This window comes from Streptomyces sp. CBMA291 (genome assembly GCF_014596525.1).
GTDB lineage: Bacteria > Actinomycetota > Actinomycetes > Streptomycetales > Streptomycetaceae > Streptomyces.
The window spans coordinates 1-24111 of the sequence record NZ_MSJP01000030.1; the positions used below are offsets into that span (position 1 = coordinate 1).

The 24111-nt window shown below is 71.9% G+C and carries 17 protein-coding genes and 1 tRNA gene; 9 read left to right on the forward strand and 9 right to left on the reverse strand.

Annotation, left to right across the window (positions count from 1 at the left end):
- The 7 genes from BU197_RS08180 to BU197_RS08210 all read right to left on the reverse strand — a co-directional run.
- A partial coding sequence (locus BU197_RS08180; protein ID WP_317453380.1) for a Rho termination factor N-terminal domain-containing protein occupies positions 1–645 on the reverse strand: 645 nt, incomplete at its 3' end.
- Positions 646–1072: 427 nt separating this feature from the next.
- Positions 1073–1990 carry a homoserine kinase gene (gene thrB / locus BU197_RS08185; RefSeq protein WP_188267559.1) on the reverse strand — a complete coding sequence of 306 codons (918 nt, stop codon included), beginning with the start codon at positions 1988–1990 and terminating at the stop codon, positions 1073–1075.
- A 288-nt stretch (positions 1991–2278) separates the two neighbouring features.
- Positions 2279–3349, reverse strand: a complete 1071-nt coding sequence (gene thrC / locus BU197_RS08190) for a threonine synthase (RefSeq protein ID WP_188267560.1) — start codon at positions 3347–3349, stop codon at positions 2279–2281.
- Positions 3350–3355: 6 nt separating this feature from the next.
- Entirely contained in the window at positions 3356–4654 is a 1299-nt protein-coding gene (locus tag BU197_RS08195; protein WP_188267594.1) for a homoserine dehydrogenase, read from the reverse strand.
- Between the two features lie 171 nt (positions 4655–4825).
- Entirely contained in the window at positions 4826–6217 is a 1392-nt protein-coding gene (lysA, locus tag BU197_RS08200; protein ID WP_188267561.1) for a diaminopimelate decarboxylase, read from the reverse strand.
- 10 nt (positions 6218–6227) lie between these two features.
- Positions 6228–7211: an ArgS-related anticodon-binding protein NrtL gene (gene nrtL, locus BU197_RS08205; protein WP_188267562.1), complete on the reverse strand. Its 984-nt coding sequence runs from the start codon at positions 7209–7211 to the stop codon at positions 6228–6230.
- Positions 7212–7269: 58 nt separating this feature from the next.
- Entirely contained in the window at positions 7270–7800 is a 531-nt protein-coding gene (locus BU197_RS08210; protein ID WP_317452152.1) for a response regulator, read from the reverse strand.
- Between the two features lie 159 nt (positions 7801–7959).
- Here BU197_RS08210 and BU197_RS08215 point away from each other — a divergent pair.
- The 4 genes from BU197_RS08215 (at position 7960) to BU197_RS08230 (ending at position 12924) form a co-directional block, all read left to right on the forward strand.
- Positions 7960–8031, forward strand: a tRNA-Arg gene (locus tag BU197_RS08215).
- A 530-nt stretch (positions 8032–8561) separates the two neighbouring features.
- A complete protein-coding gene (locus BU197_RS08220; protein ID WP_188267564.1) occupies positions 8562–9470 on the forward strand; it encodes a hypothetical protein in 909 nt (302 codons plus the stop codon).
- A 242-nt stretch (positions 9471–9712) separates the two neighbouring features.
- A complete protein-coding gene (locus tag BU197_RS08225; protein WP_188267565.1) occupies positions 9713–10534 on the forward strand; it encodes a DUF3800 domain-containing protein in 822 nt (273 codons plus the stop codon).
- A gap of 1379 nt (positions 10535–11913) precedes the next feature.
- Positions 11914–12924 (forward strand): DUF5954 family protein, encoded by a 1011-nt coding sequence (locus tag BU197_RS08230; protein ID WP_188267566.1) that lies wholly within the window; start codon positions 11914–11916, stop codon positions 12922–12924.
- Positions 12925–13104: 180 nt separating this feature from the next.
- Here the strand turns inward: BU197_RS08230 and BU197_RS08235 are convergent, their stop codons facing one another.
- The gene (locus BU197_RS08235; protein WP_188267567.1) at positions 13105–14160 is read right to left on the reverse strand and encodes a Ku protein; all 1056 of its coding nucleotides are present in this window, start codon (positions 14158–14160) and stop codon (positions 13105–13107) included.
- 77 nt (positions 14161–14237) lie between these two features.
- On the opposite strand from BU197_RS08235, the gene ligD reads away from it, so the two are divergent.
- The 5 genes from ligD (at position 14238) to BU197_RS08260 (ending at position 22761) form a co-directional block, all read left to right on the forward strand.
- A complete protein-coding gene (gene ligD, locus BU197_RS08240) occupies positions 14238–15122 on the forward strand; it encodes a non-homologous end-joining DNA ligase (protein ID WP_188267568.1) in 885 nt (294 codons plus the stop codon).
- A gap of 232 nt (positions 15123–15354) precedes the next feature.
- Positions 15355–16239, forward strand: coding sequence for a DNA ligase (locus BU197_RS08245; RefSeq protein ID WP_317452151.1), 885 nt, complete (start codon positions 15355–15357; stop codon positions 16237–16239).
- A gap of 918 nt (positions 16240–17157) precedes the next feature.
- Positions 17158–19632 carry a HEAT repeat domain-containing protein gene (locus BU197_RS08250; protein WP_188267569.1) on the forward strand — a complete coding sequence of 825 codons (2475 nt, stop codon included), beginning with the start codon at positions 17158–17160 and terminating at the stop codon, positions 19630–19632.
- A gap of 277 nt (positions 19633–19909) precedes the next feature.
- Positions 19910–21289 carry an FtsW/RodA/SpoVE family cell cycle protein gene (locus BU197_RS08255; RefSeq protein WP_188267570.1) on the forward strand — a complete coding sequence of 460 codons (1380 nt, stop codon included), beginning with the start codon at positions 19910–19912 and terminating at the stop codon, positions 21287–21289.
- Positions 21286–22761: a penicillin-binding transpeptidase domain-containing protein gene (locus BU197_RS08260; protein ID WP_188267571.1), complete on the forward strand. Its 1476-nt coding sequence runs from the start codon at positions 21286–21288 to the stop codon at positions 22759–22761. Before BU197_RS08255 ends, BU197_RS08260 begins: the two co-directional genes overlap by 4 nt.
- A gap of 138 nt (positions 22762–22899) precedes the next feature.
- Here BU197_RS08260 and BU197_RS08265 read toward each other — a convergent pair whose 3' ends face one another.
- A complete protein-coding gene (locus tag BU197_RS08265) occupies positions 22900–24006 on the reverse strand; it encodes a ferritin-like domain-containing protein (RefSeq protein ID WP_188267572.1) in 1107 nt (368 codons plus the stop codon).
- Between the last annotated feature and the right edge of the window lie 105 nt (positions 24007–24111).

The window sequence follows — 24111 nt, forward strand, 5'->3', positions numbered from 1 at the left end:
GTCGCCGCGCTCGCCCCGGTCACGGCGGCCGCGGCCCTCGGCGCCGTCCGCGGCGGCCTCGGCCTTGGCGTCGGTGCCCGTCTCGGCCTTGGCCTCGGTGCGGGACTCGGTCTTCACGGTCTGCGGGGCCTCGGCCTTGCCCTCGGCCTCCGGCGAACCGGCGGGGGCGGTGGCGCGGCGGCGACGGCGCTCGCCCGCGGGCTGCTCGTCGCCCGAGGACTCGCGAGAGGCACCGCCGGCAGGCTGGCCCGGGATGTCGATCTGCTGCTGGGCGGGGGCCTTCTCGGCCTTCTCCTGCTGGGGCGCGGCGCTCTCGGCCGCGGCCTCGGCCGTACGGGTCTTGGCGGTGGTGCGGCGCTTCGGCTTGGTCTCGGCCGCGTCGGCGGTCTTGGCGGGCGCGGCGGCACCGCCACCGGCCTGGGCCTCCTTGATGACCTCGATCAGCTGGCTCTTGCGCATCCGCGCGGTGCCCCTGATGCCGAGGCCGGACGCGACCTGCTGCAACTCGGCCAGGACCATGCCGTCGAGGCCGGTGCCGGAGCGGCGGCGCCGTGCGGTGCCGCCGGTGGCAGCACCTGCGGCGGGCGCGGGGGTGTCGACACTGCTGTCGGCAGTCACGCCCATCAGATCGGTGGTGTCGCTCACGAAGGGTCCTTCCCTGGAGCGGGCGTCGGCCATCTGGCTCGGCGACCGGTTGTGCTGTCCGGCAGCGGTCCCGTGTTCGGTGGACCGTGTCCGGGGCGGTGCTTCCGCCGGGTACGGCGGAAGAGAGAACGTGCTGTGGGTCCGGCCCGAGCGCCCCCTGCTCGGCCCTCACTCGAAAAGAAGAGAGCGAGGGGTGTCGTGCCGGTTCCGGAGCGTGCTCAAAACTGCTCAGGCAGGCTGCTCAGGCAGTTGAGGAGGCTTCCGGAAGAAAGGGTGGTCCCTGATGGGGACACTCCGCACCGCTCCACAAGGAGGTCGGGTGCGGACTTGAGGTTAACACTACCGGCTCCAACAAATATTCCCCCTCTCCGTCACCGGCAATCTCCCGGCCGGACGCCGCACGTGCGCCCGGCCGTCAAGACAGGACCTAGGGCGCCAGCGGCAGGACGCTCGCGCCGGGGGCGTCGAGGTCGAGCCGGTTCGCGGCCCAGCCCTCGCCCGCCAGCCGGGCGACCTTGTCGGCCGTGCCGTGCTCGGCCAGCGCGAGGACCGTGGGGCCCGCGCCGGAGATGACCGCGGGGACGCCGTCCGCGCGCAGCCGGTTGACCAGGGCGACGCTCTCGGGCATCGCGGGGGCCCGGTACTCCTGATGCAGCCGGTCCTCGGTGGCCGCGAGCAGCAGCTCCGGGCGGCGGGTCAGGGCCTCGACGAGGAGGGCGGCGCGTCCGGCGTTGGCGGCGGCGTCGACGTGCGGGACGGTGCGGGGCAGCAGGCCGCGGGCGGTCTCGGTCAGGACCGGCTTCCCGGGGACGAAGACCACCGGAACGATGGAATCCGAGGGGTCCATCCTGATGGCGCGGGCGGCGCCGGACTCGGTCCAGGCCAGGGTGAAGCCGCCGAGCAGACAGGCGGCGACGTTGTCGGGGTGGCCCTCTATCTCGGTGGCCAGCTCCAGGAGGGCGGCGTCGTCGAGCCGGGTGTCCCCGCCTATGGTCACGGCGCGGGCGGCGACGATTCCGGCGCAGATGGCGGCGGAGGAGGAGCCGAGGCCGCGGCCGTGCGGGATGCGGTTGGCGCAGACGACCTCCAGGCCGCGCGGCTGTCCGCCGAGCAGGTCGAAGGCGGTGCGCAGGGAGCGTACGAGCAGGTGGCTCTCGTCGCGCGGGAGCGTCTCCGCGCCCTCGCCCGCGATGTCGATGTGCAGCCCGGAGTCGGCGACACGGACGACGACGTCGTCGTAGAGGCCAAGCGACAGTCCGAAGGCGTCGAAGCCCGGACCGAGATTGGCGCTGGTGGCGGGGACGCGCACCCGGACGGGGGCTGCGCGGAACGCGGGACCGGCCATCTCTCGATGACTCTCCTTGATTGCGACAACGGGTTGTTCTGGCACAGCGGGTACGTCGGTGGAAGTACTCGGGGAACCCGGGGGCCGTTTCGGCCACGAAGGCGACAACGGCAACGACACCGCGCATATGCGTCGGGGCGGGTTCGGTACAGCCTATCGAAGGAAGGTTCCGCCGCGACATAGGGCGCACAGGAGGCGCACGATGCGTGTCGCGCGCCAACCTGTGCGCCAATGTACGTTCCTGATCGGGTTTCGATCAGGCGTTTCCCTCCCGTGGGAGGGACGGGATCAGGCCAGGCCGAGGCGTTCGGCGGCGGCGGCCGCGTCCACCGGGACGGTGACCGGCTGCGGCGCTCCGGCGACGGCCCAGTCGGGGTCCTTCAGGCCGTTGCCCGTGACGGTGCAGACGATCCGCTGACCAGGGTCGACCTTGCCCTGCTCGGCGGCCTTCAGCAGACCGGCGACCGAGGCGGCCGAGGCGGGCTCGACGAAGACGCCCTCCTGAGCGGCCAACAGGCGGTAGGCGCGCAGGATCTCACGGTCCGTCACCTCGTCGATGAAGCCGCCCGACTCGTCGCGCGCGGCGATCGCGTAGTCCCACGAGGCCGGGTTGCCGATGCGGATCGCGGTGGCGATCGTCGAGGGGTCCTTGACGACCTCGCCGCGGACCAGCGGGGCGGAGCCGGAGGCCTGGAAGCCCCACATGCGCGGGAGGCGGGTGGAGAGGCCGTCCGCGGCGTACTCGCGGTACCCCTTCCAGTACGCCGTGATGTTGCCGGCGTTGCCCACGGGCAGGACGTGGATGTCGGGGGCGTCGCCGAGCATGTCCACGATCTCGAAGGCGGCGGTCTTCTGGCCCTCGATCCGGACCGGGTTGACCGAATTGACCAGCGCCACCGGGTAGTTCTCGGACAGGTTGCGGGCCAGCGTCAGGCAGTCGTCGAAGTTGCCGTCGACCTGGAGGATCTTCGCGCCGTGCACGAGGGCCTGGCCCATCTTGCCCAGCGCGATCTTGCCCTGCGGGACCAGGACGGCCGAGACCATCCCGGCCCGTACCGCGTAGGCGGCGGCGGAGGCGGAGGTGTTGCCGGTGGAGGCGCAGATGACGGCCTGCGCGCCCTCCTCCTTGGCCTTGGTGATGGCCATGGTCATGCCCCGGTCCTTGAAGGAGCCGGTGGGGTTGGCGCCCTCGACCTTGAGGTGCACCTCGCAGCCCGTGCGCTCGGAGAGGACCTGAGCGGGGACGAGCGGCGTACCGCCCTCACGGAGCGTGACGACCGGCGTCGCGTCCGTGACCGGAAGGCGGTCCCGGTACTCCTCGATGATGCCGCGCCACTGGTGGGTGCCCTTGTGGGTCATGGGTCCTTACTCCCCTTCAACACGCATGATGCTGGCGACACCGCGTACGGTGTCGAGCTTGCGCAGCGCCTCGACGGTCCCGGAGAGGGCGGCGTCGGGCGCGCGGTGGGTGACGACGACGAGCGAGGCGTCGCCGCCGCCGTCCTGGCGTCCTTGCTGGCGGACCGTGTCGATCGACACGCCGTGCTCGGCGAAGACCGTCGCGACCTGGGCGAGGACGCCCGGCTTGTCGGCCACGTCGAGGCTGATGTGGTACCGCGTCACGACCTCGCCCATGGAGCTCACGGGCAGCTGGGTGTACGCGGACTCTCCGGGGCCTGTGGCCTCGTTGAGCTTGTTGCGGCACACGGCGACGAGGTCGCCGAGGACGGCCGAGGCCGTCGGGGCGCCACCGGCGCCGGGGCCGTAGAACATGAGCCGCCCGGCGGCCTCCGCCTCGACGAAGACCGCGTTGTATGCCTCGCGGACGGAGGCGAGCGGGTGACTGAGCGGGATCATCGCGGGGTGCACGCGCGCGGTGACGGAGCCGCCGTCGGACGCCCGCTCGCAGATGGCGAGCAGCTTGATGGTGCAGCCCATCCGCTTGGCGGAGGCGAAGTCGGCGGAGGTGACCTCGGTCATGCCCTCGCGGTAGACGTCGTCGAGGCGGACCCGGGTGTGGAAGGCGATCCCGGCGAGGATGGCGGCCTTGGCGGCGGCGTCGAAGCCCTCGACGTCGGCGGTCGGGTCGGCTTCGGCGTACCCGAGGGCGGTGGCCTCGTCGAGCGCCTCGGAGTAGCCGGCGCCGGAGGTGTCCATCTTGTCGAGGATGAAGTTGGTGGTGCCGTTGACGATGCCCATCACCCGGTTGATCTTGTCGCCCGCGAGGGACTCGCGCAGCGGGCGGATCAGCGGGATGGCTCCGGCGACGGCCGCCTCGTAGTAGAGGTCCTGGCCGTGCTTCTGGGCGGCGGCGTAGAGCGTCGCGCCGTCCTGGGCGAGCAGCGCCTTGTTCGCCGAGACGACGGAGGCGCCGTGCTCGAAGGCGGTGGTGATGAGGGTGCGGGCGGGCTCGATCCCGCCGATGACCTCGATGACGACGTCGATGTCGCCGCGTTTCACCAGGGCCGTGGCGTCGGTGGTGATCAGCTCGGCGGGGACGCCGCCGCGGACCTTGTCGGGCCGGCGGACGGCCACGCCGGCGAGCTCGACCGGCGCGCCGATGCGCGCGGCGAGGTCGTCGGCGTGCGTCGTCATGATGCGCGCCACCTCTGAGCCGACCACTCCACAGCCCAGCAGCGCCACCTTCAGCGGACGCGTACGCATCATCCGACCTCTTTCTCGTCCTGCTTCGTATTTCTCGACCGTAGGTCCATGTCCGCCTTGGCGGGCGATTCGCTACGGTTCTCCACGGTGGAACCAGTCTCACTCACCGGACGAGGGTTTCCGCCCTCGGTCCGGATCCTGAGACATCTATTTCATCACCTGATCATTTCATCATCCGACGTCGAGACGCAGGAGATCTTCCTCCGTCTCACGCCGTACGACGACCCTCGCTTCACCGTCCTTCACGGCGACCACGGGGGGCCGGAGCGCGTGGTTGTAGTTGCTGGCCATGGAGCGGCAGTACGCCCCGGTGGCCGGGACCGCGAGCAGATCGCCGGGCGCCAGGTCGACGGGGAGGAAGGCGTCCCGTACGACGATGTCACCGCTCTCGCAGTGCTTGCCGACCACCCGGGAGAGCATCGGCTCCGCCGCGCTGGCCCGCGAGACGAGCGCCACGCTGTACTCGGCGTCGTACAGGGCCGTACGAATATTGTCCGACATTCCGCCGTCGACGCTCACATACGTCCGCAGCCCTTCGAGGGGCTTGATCGTGCCGACCCGGTAGAGGGTGAAGGCGGTCGGGCCGACGATCGCCCGGCCGGGCTCGACGGAGATCCGGGGGGCGCGCAGCCCCGCCGCCTCGCACTCCCGCGTGACGATCTCGCCGAGCGCCTTCGCGATCTCGTGCGGCTCGCGCGGGTCGTCCTCGGAGGTGTACGCGATGCCGAGGCCACCGCCCAGGTCGATCTCGGGCAGTTCCACGCCGTGCTCGTCGCGGACCTCGGCGAGCAGCTGTACGACCCGGCGGGCGGAGACCTCGAAACCGGCCATGTCGAAGATCTGCGAACCGATGTGCGAGTGGATACCGGTCAGTTCGAGCCCGTCGAGCTTCAGGGCCCGGCGCACCGCCTCGGCCGCCTGTCCCCCGGCCAGCGCGATGCCGAACTTCTGGTCCTCGTGCGCGGTCGCGATGAACTCGTGCGTGTGCGCCTCGACGCCCACGGTGACCCGGATCTGCACCCGCTGGCGCTTGCCGAGGGACTGCGCGACATGGGCGACGCGCACGATCTCCTGGAAGGAGTCGAGGACGATGCGCCCCACCCCGGCCTCGACGGCCGTGCGGATCTCCGCCTCGCTCTTGTTGTTGCCGTGGAAGGCGATCCGCTCGGCCGGCATCCCGGCGGAGAGGGCGGTGGACAGCTCCCCGCCCGAGCACACGTCGAGGTTGAGCCCCTCCTCGTGCAGCCAGCGGACGACCGCCCGGGAGAGGAACGCCTTCCCGGCGTAGTACACGTCGGCTTCCGTGCCGAAGGCCTCGGCCCAGGCGCGGCAGCGGGCCCGGAAGTCGGTCTCGTCGAGGAAGTAGGCGGGGGTCCCGAACTCCTCGGCGAGGTCGGTCACGCGCAGACCGCCGACGGTGACGACCCCGTGCTCGTCCCGGGCGACCGTCCGGGACCACACCTTGGGGTCGAGGGCGTTGAGGTCGGCGGGCGGCGCCGCGTAGTGGCCCTCGGGGAGGACGTCGGCGTGACGGGGGCCTGCGGGGTGGGCGGAACGGCTCATGTCTGCTCTTTCAGATCCGGTCGGGTGCGCTGATGCCGAGCACGGAGAGGCCACCGGCGAGCACCGTCCCGGCGGCTTCGGCGAGCGCGAGCCGGGAGCGGTGGGCGGCCGAGGGTTTCTCGTCGCCGAGCGGCAGGACGGTGTGCTGGAACCCGAGCAGCGCGTCGGCGACGGCTTCCAGCTGCCGGGCGACCCGGTCGGGGGCGCGGTGCCGGGCGGCGGCGGCGAGCACGAGGGGATGGTCGCCGAGGAGCCGGAGGAGCGGGACGGCGTCCGGGAGGGCGTCCCGGAGGGGCTCCTCGTACAGAGGGGTGAAGCCGAGCTGCCCGCCGTTGACGAGCAGCCGCCGGGTCCTGGAGTACGCGTACTGGACCCGGAAGAGGCCGTTGCGCTCGTGCCGGGCGAGGAGCGGGGGCCCGTCGAGCGGCCGGTCCTGGGGCGCGGCGCGGAGCAGGGCCCAGCGGGCGGCGTCGCTCCCGAGGGCGCCTTCCGCGTACGCGCCGGGCATCACATGGATCCGTTCGGTGCCGCCGTACCCGGCGTCGGCCCCCTGCCCGGCGAGCAGCCGGACGACGGTCCCGGTGACGAGCGCGGCACGCGGCTCGACGGGCTCGGCGAAGCGGACGGCGGTCCCGGCGAGGGCGGTGCCGGTGCCGTACGCGGTCCCGGCGTCCCGGATCGCACGGACGAGGTCGGCGGCGGTGTCGGTGTCGCGCCGAAGGCTGAAGTTCAGAAAGCCGGGCCCGGTGATCTCGACGCCCCGGACGCCGGGTGCCCGGAGAAGGCGCTCCTTGAGGATTCCGGCGACGTCGAGGGCGGTGCGCCCGGCGGGCCTGGCGAGGGCGAGGGCGACATTGCTCGCGTACTCCCCCACGCCTCCGGGCCGGGCCCGCTCGACCTTGACCCGAGGGGGTACGTCGACCCGCAGCGCACCGTCGTCGACCGCGCTGCGCACGGCGTGCAGCACGGTGAGGGAGAGGTCCGCGGGGGTCACGGGTCAAGCCTAGGGGAGGAGGGGGGTCGGAACGCGAACCGGTTTCGCCATGCGGGCACTACGGGGAGGGAAGGACACCCCGGGAGCATGGATTGTGCGGTTTTCGGGGATGCCGGGCGTTACGTCCCTGGGGGCTCCGGACGGAGCGCTCCACCCGTTCGTCGACCGCGACGGGGTCCTCTCCGCCGTCGGCCCCACCTGCACCGGCGCCCCCGGGCCGGTCGCGCCGCTCGCGGTGCATCAACTGCCGGACGACCCGGACGAGCTCCACGGGCTCGAAGGGCTTGGCGAGAAAGGCATCGCCCCCGGAAGCCTCGCGCTCCCCGCAGGCGCTGATGATCGCGACGGGCAGATGACGCGTACGGGGATCGGCACGAAGCCGCTCGACGGTCGCGGGCCCGTCGAGACGGGGCATGACGACATCGAGGGTGACGACGTCGGGACGGACCTGGTGCACGACGTCCAGGCACTCGGCACCATCGGCCGCGGTCACGACCTCGAACCCCTCAAGTTCGAGATTGACCCTGATCAACTGCCGGATCACCTTGTTGTCATCGACAACGAGCACCCGACCGAACACGCCTGACACACGACGAGAGTAGGCCGCTCCGGGCGACCGCGTCCGGGTTTTGCCCACTTCCGCCCCGTGCGGGGGACCCGCCCCCTGGTGACGCCCCGGAAATACCTGTTCACAGCCACTCCTCAGGAGCTGGTAGGGTTCTATCCGTCGCCGAGAAACACGGCGAACGCCCCCGTAGCTCAGGGGATAGAGCAACGGCCTCCGGAGCCGTGTGCGCAGGTTCGAATCCTGCCGGGGGCACTTCGCAGGAAGTGCCACACAGACCCCGTGATCAGCGGAAACGCTGAACGCGGGGTCTTGTTGTATGTGCGGGTATCCCCTTCGCCGCCAGCTCCGCGCGAACCCAGACGCCGCCCCCGGTGGGGCATCAAGGCGGCCTCTTCGAGTGACGGCCGCCGTTCGCGATCCCAGGGCGAGCGCGGCGCACGAAACGATCTTCCACAGCGGTTCGGCATCCGCGTCGAAGGCGGCGGTCAGCACGTATCCCACGAACGTGCCCCACGGCTCGGAGAGGGCACCACGTCGCAGCCACCTCGATGGAGAGGTCGACCAAATGCTCACAAGCATGGACATTTAAGGGTGGATTCACTTCCGGCGCCTCCAACTCCACAGCCACATCTACCCGAACAGGTATTCCCATTCCATAATTACTACGATATGATCTTCGGCACCCAACTTCGGTTGGGCCCGACCCTCTTCCAGTCACACAGACTCGCTGAGGGGCGGCCCACTGCACCCTCCCTCAAGGGAGGCCGAGTGAAAGAAGAGTCGTGCCGCAGACCGGATACATCTACGTTCCCGCCCCGTCGGGGAAGCACCTCGAGATCGGGCTCGACGCCGGCCTGTGGGGCTGGCGCACCAGCGCGCTCGACCGGGCCGACTCCAGGCAGATCATCCGGAACCTCGTTCAAGGCGACTTCCTCGTCTTTGGGCACCGAGGCCCCAACAGCAGGGTGGCTCCGGGCGGATGGGCCGACGCCGCACTCCAGCGCGTGATCGTCGCGCAGATCACCCGTCCGCTGTTCGAGGCGACGAACTACGTGTGGCCGGGTGACACCTACCCCGAGCGCATTGGATTCGACGTCCTCAGCGAGGAGGAGAACGTCACCGGTCCGAGCCTCGGCGCCGACGCCATGGAGGCCTTGCGCCTCTCCGCGAACAAGCAGGGCACCGCTGTCGTCTTCCAGGGCTCCGGAACACTCGTCAACCTCGCGGCCGAACCCCTCTCCACGCAGGACGGTTCGGGACTCGGCGACGTGAGTCACGACGGCGACACGAGCGCGGTGGCTCAGGTGCTCGTACGCCGCGAGCAGCAGAAGCTCCGCAGAGCCCTCATCGGGGCCCGCGCGACCCTCACGTGCGCCTTCTGCGGCCGTACGCTGCCCAGTCGACTCATCCGCGCGGCGCATATAAAGCGTCGCAGCGAGGCGAGTCGGCAGGAGCGTCTCAACCTGAACAACGTCCTGCCTGCCTGCCTGATGGGCTGCGACGAGTTGTTCGAGCATGGGTACATATACGTGGGAGCCGACGGCACTGTCGCCGCGAGTCCTCACAGCTCAGCGACCAGCGACCTCCGGCGAATAGCCGACGGCATAGCCGGCCGGACAGTCTCCGACTTCGCACACCGCGCGGACTTCTTCCGTTGGCACCGAGAACGAACCGCCGGTATCAGCGCATAACGGTCGCTCGCACGAGCAGCACGCCCCGCACCCCGGCTCGACGTTGACACCCCACGCCTATCCCGGTGCAGCGCCATGCGTTCATACGTATCCGGTGCCGACGGGGCGGTCCCCATGACTTACAGAACGCCTGGCCGTCCCACGACGGCCGGGGCGAGACCGAAGGAGTCCACACTCCAGTGGCGCCCTCCAAACCGACCCCTACCGAGCCCGCGCCGACGAGTGCCGACGCGGAGCACCGCATGGCGTTGCCCGCCGCCCACTACGGCCGGCTCCCCAAGCTTCACGTCTACATCGACGAGACCGGTGATCGCGGGTTCAGCACCGCGAGCCGCGCCCGGTCGCCCTTCTTCGCCATGACCGCCCTGATCGTCCCGCAGGAAGACGAGTGGAACGTCAAGATCACCGCTGGGGGGCTCAGGGCCTACGTGCACGGCGCTCAGCCACAGCAGGCCGTCAAACCCATCCACTGGGTTGATCATTTCAGGCCGAAGCGGCCCGAGCGCCGGGAGCACGCGGCACGAACCCTCGCGATGATGCCGAACGCGAAGGTCGTTCATGTCATCGCCCACAAGGACACCGTCAACAGCGACGACGGCATGCGGAAGGACCAGGGCCTCTTCTACAACTACACGGCGCGCCTCCTTCTGGAGCGGGTGGCCTACACCGCGAAGCACTGGCCTGGCGGCGAGCGGCTCGCTCTCGTCCGTCTCGGCCTGGTCAAGCACATGGACCACGCGGCGGCCGAGGCGGCTCTGAATGGCATGCGCCAGGACAGCGACTCATCGCTGTGGGGCGTCCCCTGGCAGCACATCTCGTGGCCACCCACATGGGAGGGAACGCAGCGCGACGGAATCCAGCTCGCGGACCTTCACGCCGGACTCCTCAACACGGCGCTCAGTGGAGACCCTGCCGACTCCCGGTGTGCACAGAACCTGCTGCTCTGCAGCCACCAGCTTCGTAGAAGCGCCACAGGCAAGCTGCTCGGCTACGGAGTGAAAATCATCGGAAACGCCGATTTCGTGACCACTCGATGCTGGTGGGGTGAGTGGCAGGGGCAGTAGAGCCCGTAAACGCGAAGAACCCCAAGGGGACTCCCGGGGGCTACAACCACCTCAAGGGTGGAAGGATCCAGTTCCCTGGTTCAAGCCCTGCTCCCGGCAGCCCCTGAGGGGTTCTTGCTTGCCATCCAAGACTAACCGAGATGCAACCTCGCATCCAGCGGTAGGCGTATAACGCTCGCTCTTCCACCCAAGCGGTCTCATGTCAGGCTGTGCTCATTGAATCGCTGACGGGGATGCCGTCCACCTCGCCGAACGTGCCTGGCTGGTGATGGCACAGAGTCGTCCGCTATCGAGCTTGGTCATCGCGTGTACGGCATTCGTCGATGGGGTCGACAGTCCGGGGCCGCGGGAGAAGCTGGTGGCCGACCTATACGGGCTCACCTGAGAGATCTTCCGGGGTGAGGCGGTCATGGGCTCGTGTCGTAAGACGAGTTCCACACGGTGGCCGTCGTGTTCCTCCGCTTCCTCCGCGCGCTTCTCGCCGATCCGAGCGCGCCGCCCGAAGTTCGGCCGGCGTCCCGAGATCGTCAGGGGCGGTCGTCGTCCGCGGGAGGTTTGAGGGTTACGCCGAGCGGGACTACGTGCCGTACGTATTCCTCGAAGTCGTGCGCGTCGTCCCTTCGCGTGAGGTCCGTCAAGGGGGCCGAGCGGCCATACCAGCCGGTCGTCGACGAAGGGGAACGCCCAGGGGGTCCCGGGGGGGGGCGCGCAGTCGCGCCGTGCCGTGCGGGGGAAGGCGGAGGGCGCTGGGGGGATGGCCAGCACGGCGGTCGGGCGGTCTTCGCCCGGGGGGGGCAGCACCAGTCTGGTCGGCTCCTCCACCGGCCACTCGCTGCCCGGCAGGATCAGATGCAGTCCGCGGGTGAGACCCGGGTCGCTGGGGACCCTCGCGGCCGACGGCGAGCCCGTCGCGTACTCGATGTCCACGGTGCCGCCCTCCACCGGGGCGGATTCCGGGAGGATCACATCCGTTTCGACCGGCCACCTCTTCTTCCGGGCACGCGCCCGCGCCGTCCTGCGCGCCGAAGAGGCTCAGGCCGAGCGCGGCCGTCAGAAGGAGAGCGGCGCTCGCGGGGACCCGTATCCGCCGCCGGAGGGGGACGCGCGGGATCTCGTCCTCGCGCGGGATCCCGTCCCCCGACGCCCTGCCCGTCGGCCTCCCCGTATCCGGAAGGGGCGTTGACCAGCAGGTTTCCCGGCAGGACCGGGGGCAGGGAAACTGCTTGGACCTGGCAGGGCCCGTCATCCTCGGCGTGGCAGGAAGGGCTCTAGTCGCTCGGCCCCTCTCCTCCCGTGTGTTTCCGGTCAGGTTCACTCGACAGCGGGGTGGATCGTTCGTTTCCGGGACTCTTGAGGGCGGCGGCCGACACAATGCGCGCATGGACGAGGACTGGAAGCAACGGCTGGACGCCGCACGGGCGGGGCTTGTGCAGAGGGAGGACCCGGTCGCCTGGGTGACGGAGGTCGATGCCGCCGAGGCCGCGGTGAAGTACCCGGGGCTCAGTGTGCGCGGCGCGCTGTTCGGAGTGGCGGCGCAGGAGCCGGGCGAGCCGTGGCGGATCGTCCTGCCGGTCCGGACAGGGATGCCGCAGGAGACGCGGGACAGCCTCCAGTCGCACTTCTTCTTCCGGGCCAAGGACGAGACGGACGTTCCCGCCGAGCGGCGCGCGCTGATGGCCGCAGTGGACGTCCTGACCCGGGAGCGCGTCAACGACCTCGACGTCCTCGGCGTGCGGTACCGGGTGATCCGGGGCGACGAGTTCGCGCGCTCCAACGACAGCGGGCTCGAACCGCCCCGCCCCACCGACCCCGAGCCGGTCTTCCGCGTGTGGGAACGGCAGCCCGTGTCCCGCCGCTGTCCGGACACGGGGCTGGTGCTCGATCCGGATCAGACGCGGGGACCGATGGCCGAGGCGCTGCGGTTCGGGATGCGGGACTTCCACTACACGGGGAAGCGGTACCCGTCCGGGGTCCGGGACGATTCGCGGAAGGCGATCCAGACCCATCCGGACATCGCGCTGCTGCCGGTCACCTACGGCATCGTCGAGCGCGAGGACGACGTGTGGCTGCCGCGCAGCGGGCTCGAACCGACCCCGCACGACGCGCGCCGGGGGCTGTACGACGATCTGACCGACCTCTGGGGCCGTATCTACGAGTGGGACGACGACAAGCGGGAGCGGTACCGGCGGGCCGGTGAGCTGTTCCGGGCCGCCGGCAGCTCCGACGAGGCCACGGTCGACGGGCGGGTGTTCCGCATCTGCCGGGTCGAGCGGATGGTCCGGTTCGGTCCCGACGGGCCGGAAGGGCCCCGTCATTCGGACGTCGACGAGTACGACCCGACGACGATGCATCCCCGTATGGACGACGACGGAACCCTGCACTACGACTGAGCCGGGCCGACGGGCCGACAGGGCGGGGTCGTTCGGGGCGGGGCGGGGTGGGGCGGGAATCGACGGGGCGCCCTTGCGGCGACCGCCGGGGAATGCCGGGTGTCCGGTGTTCCCCGGCGGTTTCTTCGTCTCAGGCCAGCGCCATGGCTGCGCGTCCAGACCCCGTGCGGCCTGCACCTCTCAAGCCGTACGGCTGCGCGGCGGCGCCTTCTTCGGCGCGGATTTCTTCGTCGTGGCTCGCTTCGTCGTGGCCTTCTTCGGCGTGGCCTTCTTCGGCGTGGCTTTCGCCGTGGACCTCTTCGTCGTCGCCTTCGCCGCCGGTTTCGTGCCCGGTTTCGTGCCCGGCTTCGTGCCCGGCTTCGTGCCCGGCTTCGCCGCCGTCGGCTGCTTCTTCGCCGCGTCCGGCTCCTCCGGCGTCCCGCGTGGCTTCAGTTCCGTCACCACCGCGTCCTCGCCGCGCGCCTCCTTCGCCGCCCGTACGCTCCTTTCGAGCGCCGCCATCAGGTCGATGACCTGACCGCCCTTCTCCTCCCCCGCCTCCGGCGCCGCGACCTCCTCGCCGCCCTCCGCCTTCGCCGCGATCATCTCCTCCACGGCCGCCCGGTAGTCGTCGTGCAGGCTGTGGATGTCGACCTCCCCCAGGGTGTCCATCAGGGCGTCCGCCAAGTCGAGTTCGGTGTCCCGCACACGGACCGGGGTCTCCGGGGCCACTCCCTCGGGGGCGCGGATCTCGTCCGGCCAGAGCAGTCCGTGCATGGCGATGACGTCGCCGACCACCCGGAGCATCCCCAGCCGCTCCCGTCCCCTGAGCGCGAACTTCGCCACGGCCACCTTGTCGCTTCGTTTGAGCGCCTCACGGAGCAGGGTGTACGGCTTGGCGGCGGGGACCCCGTTCGCCGAGAGGTAGTACGCCGCGTCCATCTGGAGCGGATCGATCTCCCCGGCGGGGACGAACGACACGATCTCGATCGTCCTCGCCGTGGGCAGCGGCAGCGCGGCCAGGTCCTCCTCGGTGACCGGGATCATGCTCCCGTCGGCCTCCTCGTACGCCCGGCCGATCTCCGCCGCGCCGACCTCCTCGCCGTCCAGCTCGCACACCTTCCGGTAGCGGATGCGTCCGCCGTCCTCCTTGTGGATCTGGCGGAAGGAGACGGAGTGGTTCTCGGTGGCGTTCACCAGCTTGATCGGGATGCTGACCAGGCCGAAGGATATGGCGCCGTTCCAGATCGATCGCACGGTTCTTCCTCCCGGTCCTGCCCACCCGCACTCCGGACAAAAGATATGAATGGTGTGAATCGTGGGATTCTCATCGTATGACGCCGATCACGGAGGTGGCGGGGCGGCGACTGGCGCTCAGCAACCTGGACAAGGTGATCCACCCGGCCACCGGCACCACCAAGGGCGAGCTGCTCCACTACTACGCCACCGCCGGAGCCGTACTCCTGCCGCATCTGCGCGATCGTCCGGTCTCGTTCCTGCGCTATCCGGACGGTCCCGACGGGCAGCTGTTCTTCAGCAAGAATCCGCCGCCGGGCACACCCTCCTGGGTGAGGACCGCCCCCGTGCCCCGCTCCGAGGACCCCGGGGCCCGGCAGGTGGTGGTCGAGGATCTGGCCTCGTTGATGTGGGCGGCGAACCTGGTCGTCGAGTTCCACACCCCCCAGTGGCGAGCCGCCTCCCCCGCCGTCGCCGACCGGCTCGTCCTCGATCTGGACCCGGGGCCGCCCGCGACGGTCGTCGAGTGCTGCCGGGTCGCGCTCCACCTGCGGGAACGGCTCGCCCAGGACGGTCTTGAGGCCTTCCCGAAGACCTCGGGCTCCAAGGGGCTGCACCTGCTGGTGCCCGTGGTGCCGACGCCCTCGGCGCGGGTCTCCGCCTACGCCCGGCGGCTGGCCGTCGAGGCGGAGGCGGCGCTGCCGGGGCTCGTCGTGCACCGGATGGCGCGGGCGCTGCGGGCGGGGAAGGTCTTCGTCGACCACAGCCAGAACGCCGCCGCCAAGACCACCGCCACCCCCTACACCCTGCGGGCCAGAGCCCTGCCCACCGTCTCGGCCCCCGTCACCTGGGAGGAGGTCGAGAGCTGCGCCGACCCCACCGCCCTCACCCTCCTCATGGGTGACATCACCCCTCGCCTGGAGCGGTACGGGGAACTGCTGGCCCCACTCTTCACACCCGAGCGGGCGGGGAGCGTGCCATGAGGGGACGGGGCGGGGTGACCGTGAGGGAGCGGGGCGGGGTGACCGTGAGCGGGCGGAGTGGAGTGGCCGTGCGCGGACGGTCTGGAGTGGCCGTGCGCGGGCGGAGTGGAGTGGCCGTGCGGCAGCGGATCCGGGTGGCCGTGAGGGGTGGGGCCGGGTGGGCCGCCCGCGAGGAGGGGCCTTCCCTCGCCGGTGGCCTCCCGTGAAGGGGGCCGTCGAGCCCGGTGGGCCCGTGCCGACCCCGCCCGTCGACGTCATGCGTCCCCGGCCCGCCGACGCACTCCCCGCGCAGTCCGAGCCGCCCCATGACCTCCAGTACTCGCTCAAGCTCGACGGGTTCCGCGCGCTGGCCTTCGTCCTCGGGGACGGGAAGACCGTCCTTCAGTCGCGTTCCCGCCGGAACCTCGCCCCCGAGTTCCCCGGCATCGCCGCGTATCTGGGGTCGCGGCTGCCGCCCGGCATCGTCCTCGACGGCGAACTTTGCGCGTACCGGGAAGGTCGGCTGAGCTTCACCGATCTGCTGCGGTCGCCCGCCGAGCGGGAGAGGGAGGGCGTGCCCGTCTCGTACATCGCCTTCGATCTGCTGGCCGTGCCCGGCCGGGACATCCGGGGGCTGCCGCTGCGCGACCGCTGGGAGCTGCTCGGCGCCGCCCTGCGCGAGACCGGACCGCCGCTCCAGCGGGTCCTGGCCACGCGCGACGAGCCGACCGCCCGCGACTGGTTCCGCGACCTACGGGGAACCGGCGTCGAGGGGATCGTCGCGAAGCGGCTCGACTCCGTCTACCGGGCGGGGCCCACCTGGGCCTGGCGCAAGATCCGGTACGCCGACACCTCCGACGGGGCGCTGCTCGCCCTCATCGGCCCGCCCGACCGGCCCAAGGCCCTGGTCGTACGGCTCTCCGACGGGCATACGGTGACCACCTCGCCCCGGCTGACCCCGGCCCAGGCCCACGAGGTGGGCGCGCTGGTGGCCGACCGCGCGGGTCCGCCCACGGTGGACCCCGAACACGGCCCCGTCCACCGGATCGACCCACCGGTCCGGGTCGAAGTCCGCCGCCGGGAGGGGCGCCGCCGGGAGGACGTCGCGGCGTTCGTGCGGGTTCGGGGGGAGGAGTGAGGGGGGGAGGGCGGGATGGGTGAGGGGGGGATGGGTGAGGGGGGGGATGGGTGAGGGCCCAGGTATCCCGAAAGCCCCCGCCGCAAGCCCCCGCCCGCACCGTAAGAGCCGGCGGGCAGAGGGGCGCCCGGGGTTCCAGGGGCCCGGATGCCCCTTCAGCCTCTCCTTCGGCGCAAACCGGCCCGGATATCGTTCCAGCCACTCCGTGGTCACTCGCGCGGGAAAGAACGGCGCGCCGCCTGGCCTGAGCGGCGCTCCCATGCCAGGGAAACCCGCGTCTTCGCGCGCAGGTCCTGACGCCGCAGGCCCCTCCGCCCGCTGCCGCTCCCTCCCCGCCCCGGTGGTCCGCAAGCCGGACCCCGTCGAAGGCACCCCCCGGCGGCCGACTGACGGTCCCCCATCTCCGCGCGTGGTCCAGTGGGGGCGCGTACGGCCGACGGACGGCGCGGGAAGGCGCTCCCCGCGCCCCGGCGCGTACCCCGGGGGCATGACCGCCCGGGTGGGGGCCGGACGTCGTTCCCGCACATCATCGCGACGGTCCCTCGCGCCTCGCGCCCCCGGAGCGACCCTCGGAGGAGCGGGTGCCGTCCCGCTCCGCGGGCTCCGGGGCCCTCCGGCTGTCCCGTACGGGACACCCCCGACCGGGCCCGGACGGCGGCGGGGCCGTACGGCCGGAAAACGGGACGGCCGGCCTCCGATCCGGCCCCTCGCGGCCCTGTCACCCCCCTTGACCAGCCCTCGCCCGACGCCCGAAGGGCGGCCACGGAGCGCGACGGCCGCACTTCGGAACGTACATGGCGCAAAGAGAGCGCAACTCGGGCGCCCGGCGGAGAGGGTGCCGTTTGTAAGGCCTTGCTGTCGGTCACTTGGTGCACACTTGCTGCCTGGTACAGCGCTCATGGGGAAGGCGGCCTGGCAATGCTGACGGGGATCGAGGAGGTCGACTGGGCCTCGTTGGGGCACGCGTACGGCCCCGCGGACGATGTGCCGGAGCTGCTCCGCGGACTCGCGTCCGCCGATCCCGCCGAGCGCGAGACCGCCCTCGACGGCATGTACGGCTCCGTGCACCACCAGGGCGACGTGTACGACTCCACCCTCGCCTGCATCCCCTTCCTCCTCGAACTCGTCGCGGACGCCGGGGTCCAGGACCGGGGCTGCATCGTCGAGTTGCTGACCAGCATCGGCGGGATCGAACTCGACGACGACGAGGAGCTGGACGAACTCGACCCGGACGACGAGGAGTTCATCCCCGCCGCCAACTATGCGATGGCCGCCGCCGCCATCGCCGCGGGCGCCGACGTCTTCCTCGGCCTCGCCTCCGACCTCGACCCGGAGGTCCGGCTCGCCGCGCCCTGCGCGCTCGCCTCGCTGCACCCCGAGCCTTCCCGCGTCCTTTCCCTGCTCCGGGAGCGGCTCACCGTCGAGCAGGACACGGAGGTACGGCTCGCGCTGGTCGCCGCCGTCGGGCGGATCGCCCTGCGCCACGCGTCGCTGCGCGCCGAGACCGTCGACTGGCTCGGCTGGCTGGCCCGCGCGGCCCACGACCCCGGGCTGCGGCTCGCGGCCCTGACCCAGCGGGCGCGGTGCGCGCCCGGCGACATCCCGGACGACGTGGTCCCGTGGGTGACGGGGCTCCTGGAGGAGATCCGCACCAGCGTCAGACAGGAACCCCCTCCCGGCGCCGAGCGGGCGGCGGCCCCGACGCTCATCGGGCAGGTCCGCGAGCTTCTGGAGGAGCACGCGGCCGGCCGGCCCGCGCCGTGGACGGAGGAGCTGCTCCGGACCCTGCACGCGGCGCTCGACGACCGGGTCGACGACCGGGTCGCCCTGATCCTCGCGCAACTGCGCAGCCCGGACTGGGGGCAGCGCTCGGACGCGATCTGGCTGTGCGGCGGGTTGATACGCGCGTGGCGGGGTCAGTACGAGGAGGTCGTCCGGCTCGTCGGCGAGCAGCTCCACGATCCCGAGCCCCGCCTCAGGGAAGCCGCCACCACCTTCCTTGAGCGCCTGTTCGAACTGGGCGCCCCCGCCACCGACGCCCTCGCCGCCCGCCTGACGACACCCCCGGGCGGCACGCCACACCGCCCCGGCCCCGCGCCGCAGGCCGGGCCCCCTCCGATCGACGCCACCGGCATCGGCACAGCCGTCGGCACCGGCGCAGGCGCTGGCACCGCCGCCGCCGACACCGACCACCTTCCGGCCGACGGCACCAACCCGACCAGCCCCCACCCCGCTCCCGCTCCCGCCCCCACTCCCACTCCCACCGACGAAACCGCCGGCACCGCCAACACCGACCCCCAGCCCTCCCCCCTGGGCTCACTCAGCCCACTCGGCTCACTCGACCCACTCGGCTCCCTCGACTCCGCCCGTCTCCTCCCCGCGCTCCCCGGTCCCGGTGGTCCCCCGCTCGTGGATTCCCGTGACGGCTCCGGGCCGGAGGCCGGTGGGCGGGTCGGTGGCGGGGCGAGCGCCTTCGTCGGGCGGTCGGGGCGGGACGGCGCGCTGCTCGCGCTGGCCCGCGCCGGGGACCCCCGGGCCGTACCGCTGCTCGCCCGTGCCCTGGAGGAGCGCGAGGTGCGGCGGGAGTTGCTGTACGCGATGGACGCCCTGGGGCCCTCGGCCGCGATGCTCGCGCCCCCGTTGCGCCGCCGTCTCGCCGAGGTCGACCTCGACGAGCGGCTCTACGACAGGGCGGCGCCGCTGCTGTACGCGCTCGCGGCGGTACGGGGCTCCCAGGCCGTTCCCGAGGTGCTGCGGGTGCTGTGCGGGGCGCCCGAGAACCGGCGCGACTGGGTGCGGGAGGCCGCCCTGCGCACCCTTGCGGCCTTCGGCCCGGCGGCCCGGGAGGCCTTACCGGACATACGGCGGCTGCTCGACGCGGACTCCGCAGCCGTCGCCGCGATGGCGGCCCGTGCCCTGTGGGCGGTCGAGGGCGACCCGAGCGAGGTCCTGCCCGCCCTCGAACGGTGGCTCGCGCCCGGCGCCCCGGGGGCGGACCGGTGCGCGGCGGCGCAGACGCTCGGCGAGATCGGCCCGGCGGCGGCCGGGGCGGCGGCGGCCCTCGGGCCCGGCCTCGCCTCGCGGGACCTGTGGGTCAGGGTCCGGTGCGCGGCGGCCCTGTGGCGGGTGTCGGGGAACACGGCGGAGACCCTGCCGGTACTGCTCGCGGCCTGGGACGAGAACCGGCACACCCGGGTCGCCGTGGCGGAGTGCCTGGCGGAGATGGGCCCGGCGGCGCGGGACGCGCAACTGGTGCTCCTCACCGAGCTGACCCGGCGCCGCCGCCACAACTCCCGTGAGGGCGCCTCCGGCAGCCATGACCTCCACCAGGACGAGAAGCTCCTGACACTGTGCCGCGCGGCCCTGGCGAGGATGGAGCGGGACGGGTTCTGAGGGAACGGGTTCCGTGGGCCGCACCCCGAGAGGGTGGGTCCCGGGGGCGTACCCGGAGAAGGCGGGTCCCGGGGGCCGTACCCCGAGAAGGCGGGTTTCGAGGGGCCGGTTCCGGGAGGACAGCCCCTGACGGACGGGCCCCCAGGGGACGTCCCCCAAGCGGGGCGCATCCCGGTGGGCCCGGTTCGTGGCGGGGCCCGCTTCCCGCCTCAGTCCGCCCCACGGCACACCGCCTCGCAAAAGGGACATACCGCACGGCTCTTGCTACGTTGCGGCCATGACCGCACCGCGCACGGACGCTCCCCCGCCCGGGGTACGCGTCCCGAAGCGCCGGGGCGTGGAACTCTCCCTGCTCGTCTGCGCCGTCCTCATCTGCGTGTACGGCTACGCCGAGGTCGGTCTCGCCCGGAGCGGCGCCGTGCCGCCGGACGCCCTCCGGTACGGCGCCGGGCTCGGGCTGCTCTCGCTCGTCGCACATCTCGCGGTCCGCTTCCGCGCCCCGTACGCCGATCCCCTGCTGCTGCCCATCGCGGTCCTGCTCAACGGGCTCGGTCTGGTGCTGATCTACCGTCTCGACCTGGAGACCCCCGGCGACCACGCCGCCGCCACCCAACTGGTCTGGTCGACGCTCGGGGTGGCGCTCTTCATCGTGGTCGTCCTGCTGCTGCGCGACCACCGCACCCTCCAGGGGTACGCGTACGTGTCGGTGGCCGCCGCGCTCGCCCTGATGATCCTGCCGATCTTCTTCCCGGCGGTGAACGGCGCCAGGATCTGGATCAGGATCGACGGTCACTCCTTCCAGCCGGGCGAGTTCGCCAAGATCCTGCTCGCCGTCTTCTTCGCCTCCTACCTCGCCGCGAACCGGCACGCGCTCGCGTACACCGGCCGCAGGATCTGGAAGTTCCAGTTCCCCACCTGGCGGGTGCTCGGGCCGCTGGTGGCGATCTGGCTGCTGAGCGTCGGCGTTCTCGTCCTCGAACGGGACCTCGGCACCTCGCTGCTCTTCTTCGGCCTCTTCGTCGTCCTGCTGTACGTGGCGACCGGCCGGAGCGGCTGGATCGCGGTCGGGCTGCTGCTCGCCTCGGCGGGCGCCTTCCTCGTCGGCTCGCTCGAACCCCACGTCCACAGCAGGGTGCAGGACTGGCTCGACCCCTTCGCCTCCATCCGGGCCGGTCAGGGCCCCGGGCAGCTCGCGCAATCGCTGTTCGCCTTCGCCGCCGGGGGAATGCTCGGCGCCGGGCTCGGGCTCGGGCACTCCATCCTCATCGGCTTCGCCGTCAAGTCCGACTTCATCCTCGCCACCGCGGGCGAGGAACTGGGGCTCGCCGGACTGACCGCGCTCTTCCTGCTGTACGCGCTGTTCGTCGCCCGGGGCTACCGCGCCGGGCTCTCCCTGCGCGACCCGTTCGGACGGCTCCTCGCCATCGGGCTCGCCTCGATCGTCGCCCTCCAGGTCTTCGTCATCGCGGGCGGGGTGACCGGGCTGATCCCGCTGACCGGCATGGCCATGCCGTTCCTGGCGCAGGGCGGTTCGTCCGTGGTCACCAACTGGGTGATCGTGGCGCTCCTCGTCCGGGTCAGCGACTCGGCCCGCGCGCCCCGCCCCGGTCCCGCGGACACGGGCGCGTCGGCGCCCGTCAAGGAAGGCGCCTCGTGATCCGCTACGCCCGGCGCGCCGCCGCCTTCTGCCTCCTCCTGCTCGTGGCGCTGCTCGTCAACTCCGCCCGGGTGATGGTCTTCGAGGCCGACTCCCTCGACGACAACCCGGCCAACCGCCGGATCGCCATCACCCGGTACGCGCAGCCGCGCGGCGAGATCGTCGTGGACGGCAGGCCGGTGACCGCCTCCCGGGACAGCCGCCAGCAGCTCCGCTGGGAACGGACCTACCCCCAGGGCCCGTTGTACGCGCCCGTCACCGGGTACTCCTCGCAGACGTACGGCACGAGCCTGCTCGAACACGCCGAGGACGCCGTCCTGTCCGGCACCGATCCGATGCTGGCGCCGCTGCCGCTCTGGAACGAGCTGACCCGGAGCCGTCAGCCCGGCGGAGACGTGGTGACGACGATCCGCGCCCCGATGCAGGAGGCCGCCTTCCGGGGGCTCGACGGGAAACGGGGCGCGGTCGTGGCCGTCGAGCCGTCCAGCGGGCGTCTCCTCGCCCTCGTCTCCTCCCCCTCGTACGATCCCGGCGTCCTCTCCGGCACGGGCAAGGGCGTCGAGGACGCCTGGCGGCGGCTCAACGCCGCAGCCGGGCAGCCGATGCTGAACCGGGCGCTGCGGCAGACGTATCCGCCGGGCTCCACGTTCAAGATCGTGACGGCCGCGGCTGCGCTCGACGCGGGCGTGGTCCGGGACGTGGACGCGCCCACCGACACCCCCGATCCCTTCGTGCTGCCCGGCACCCGGCAGGTGCTGCCCAACGAGGCGAAGGGGTGCGCGGACGCGTCCCTCGCCGCCGCGATCCAGTGGTCCTGCAACACGGTCCTCGCCGGTCTCGGGGTGAAGGTGGGCCTGACCGGGATGGTCGACGCGGTGGAACGGTTCGGCTTCAACGACACGGGGCTCCAGGTGCCGTCCTGGGTCGCCGCCTCCCACTTCGACCGGGAGATGAGCCCCGATCAGCTGGCCCTCTCCTCGATCGGGCAGTTCGACACGACGGCGACGCCGCTCCAGATGGCCCTGGTGGCGGCGGCCGTCGCCAACGACGGGGAGATCGCGGAGCCGTATCTCGTCGAGCGCACCACCACCTCCGGGGGCCGGACGGTCCGGCGGGCGGGCGGGCACGGCTACCGGCAGGCGATGAGCCCCGCGACGGCACTGCGGCTCCGGGAGCTGATGGTGCGGGCCGTCGAGGAGGGCACGGGCACGAACGCGGCGATCCCCGGCGCCCGGGTCGGCGGCAAGACGGGCACCGCGCAACACGGTCTCGGCAACACCGGCACTCCGTACGCCTGGTTCATCGCCTGGGCGCAGGACGAGCAAGAGGCCCGCCCGGCGGTCGCGGTCGCGGTGGTCGTCGAGGACGCGGAAGCCTCCCGTACGGACATCAGCGGGGGCGGCAGCGCGGCCCCGATCGCGAAGGCGGTGATGGAGGAGGCGCTACGACTGGAGACGGAGGGACGGGGGTGAGGCGGGCGGGGCAGGAGGGCGAGCGGCACGGGGGTGAGCGGCGGGGAGGCCACTCTCCGCCTCACCCGGACGCCCCCAACCTCACCCGGCCACTCCCCTCCTCGCCCGGCCGCTCCCCCGCCCGCCCCCGCCGGACGGCTACTCCCTCTCGCCCTCCGCGATCGCCTCCGCGACCTCCGTCACCCGGGCCTGTTCCTCGGCGGCGAAGCGCTCCGCGTCGAGGCGGTCGGCGATCTCCTCGTCCTGGGTCATCAGCAGGTCCAGGTTCGAGTCGCCGAGGTCGAAGACGCCCATGTCCACATAGGCCTTCTGGAGGCGTTCGCCCCACAGCCCGATGTCCTTGACGCAGGGCACGATCCGGCTGAACAGGAGCTTGCGGAAGAGCCGGAGGAACTCGGTGCGCTCGCTCAGCTCCCCCGCCTCCTTCTTCGGGATGCCGAAGTTCTCCAGGACCTCGACCCCGCGCAGCCGGTCGCGCATCAGATGGCAGCCCTCGATGACGAACTCCTCGCGCTCACGGCGTTCGGCGTCGGTGAGCTGCTTGTAGTAGTCGCGCAGGGCCATCCGCCCGAAGGCCACGTGCCGGGCCTCGTCCTGCATCACGTAGGTGAGGATCTGCTTCGGCAGCGGCTTGTCGGTGGTGTCGCGGATCATGCCGAAGGCGGCGAGCGCGAGGCCCTCGATGAGGACCTGCATGCCGAGGTAGGGCATGTCCCAGCGGGAGTCGCGCAGGGTGTCGTCGAGGAGTCCGCGCAGGTCGTCGTTGATCGGATAGAGCATGCCGATCTTCTCCTGGAGGAAGCGGCCGTAGATCTCGGCGTGCCGGGCCTCGTCCATGGTCTGGGTCGCGGAGTAGAACTTGGCGTCCAGGTCGGGCACGGACTCGACGATCCGGGCGGCGCAGATCATCGCGCCCTGCTCGCCGTGGAGGAACTGGCTGAACTGCCAGGAGGTGTAGTGCCGGCGCAGGTCGCCCTTGTCCGCCTCGGTCATCTTCGCCCAGTGGCGGGTGCCGTGGAGGGCGAGGAACTCGTCGGGGGTGCCGAGCGGGTCGTACGGGTCGACTTCCAGGTCCCAGTCGATACGGGTGGCACCGTCCCACTGCTTGTCCTTGCCCTTCCGGTAGAGGGCGAGGAGGCGCTCGCGGCCGTCGTCGTACTCCCAGGAGAAGCGGGCGGCGCCGGTGGCGGGGACCTGCCAGCCGGGGGCTTCGGGGGCCGTGGTGTAGAGGTCGCGCGTGGACACTGGCGTCTCCTTCGGGGGCTCGTGCCGTTCCCGTGGTGCGGTTCCGCGGCCAGGCTCACACGGTGGTAGACGGATCGTCAACAAGGCGCGCACAGGGGATTGACG

What these genes read in the sequence shown, in the direction of transcription:
- lysA (WP_188267561.1), bottom strand. Translation starts at nt 6,217, where the DNA reads ATGAGCCGTTCCGCCCACCCCGCAGGCCCCCGTCACGCCGACGTCCTC.
- BU197_RS08255 (WP_188267570.1), top strand. Translation starts at nt 19,910, where the DNA reads ATGACCGCACCGCGCACGGACGCTCCCCCGCCCGGGGTACGCGTCCCG.
- thrC (WP_188267560.1), bottom strand. Translation starts at nt 3,349, where the DNA reads ATGACCCACAAGGGCACCCACCAGTGGCGCGGCATCATCGAGGAGTAC.
- BU197_RS08230 (WP_188267566.1), top strand. Translation starts at nt 11,914, where the DNA reads ATGGACGAGGACTGGAAGCAACGGCTGGACGCCGCACGGGCGGGGCTT.
- BU197_RS08250 (WP_188267569.1), top strand. Translation starts at nt 17,158, where the DNA reads ATGCTGACGGGGATCGAGGAGGTCGACTGGGCCTCGTTGGGGCACGCG.
- thrB (WP_188267559.1), bottom strand. Translation starts at nt 1,990, where the DNA reads ATGGCCGGTCCCGCGTTCCGCGCAGCCCCCGTCCGGGTGCGCGTCCCC.
- ligD (WP_188267568.1), top strand. Translation starts at nt 14,238, where the DNA reads ATGACGCCGATCACGGAGGTGGCGGGGCGGCGACTGGCGCTCAGCAAC.
- BU197_RS08225 (WP_188267565.1), top strand. Translation starts at nt 9,713, where the DNA reads ATGGCGTTGCCCGCCGCCCACTACGGCCGGCTCCCCAAGCTTCACGTC.
- BU197_RS08195 (WP_188267594.1), bottom strand. Translation starts at nt 4,654, where the DNA reads ATGCGTACGCGTCCGCTGAAGGTGGCGCTGCTGGGCTGTGGAGTGGTC.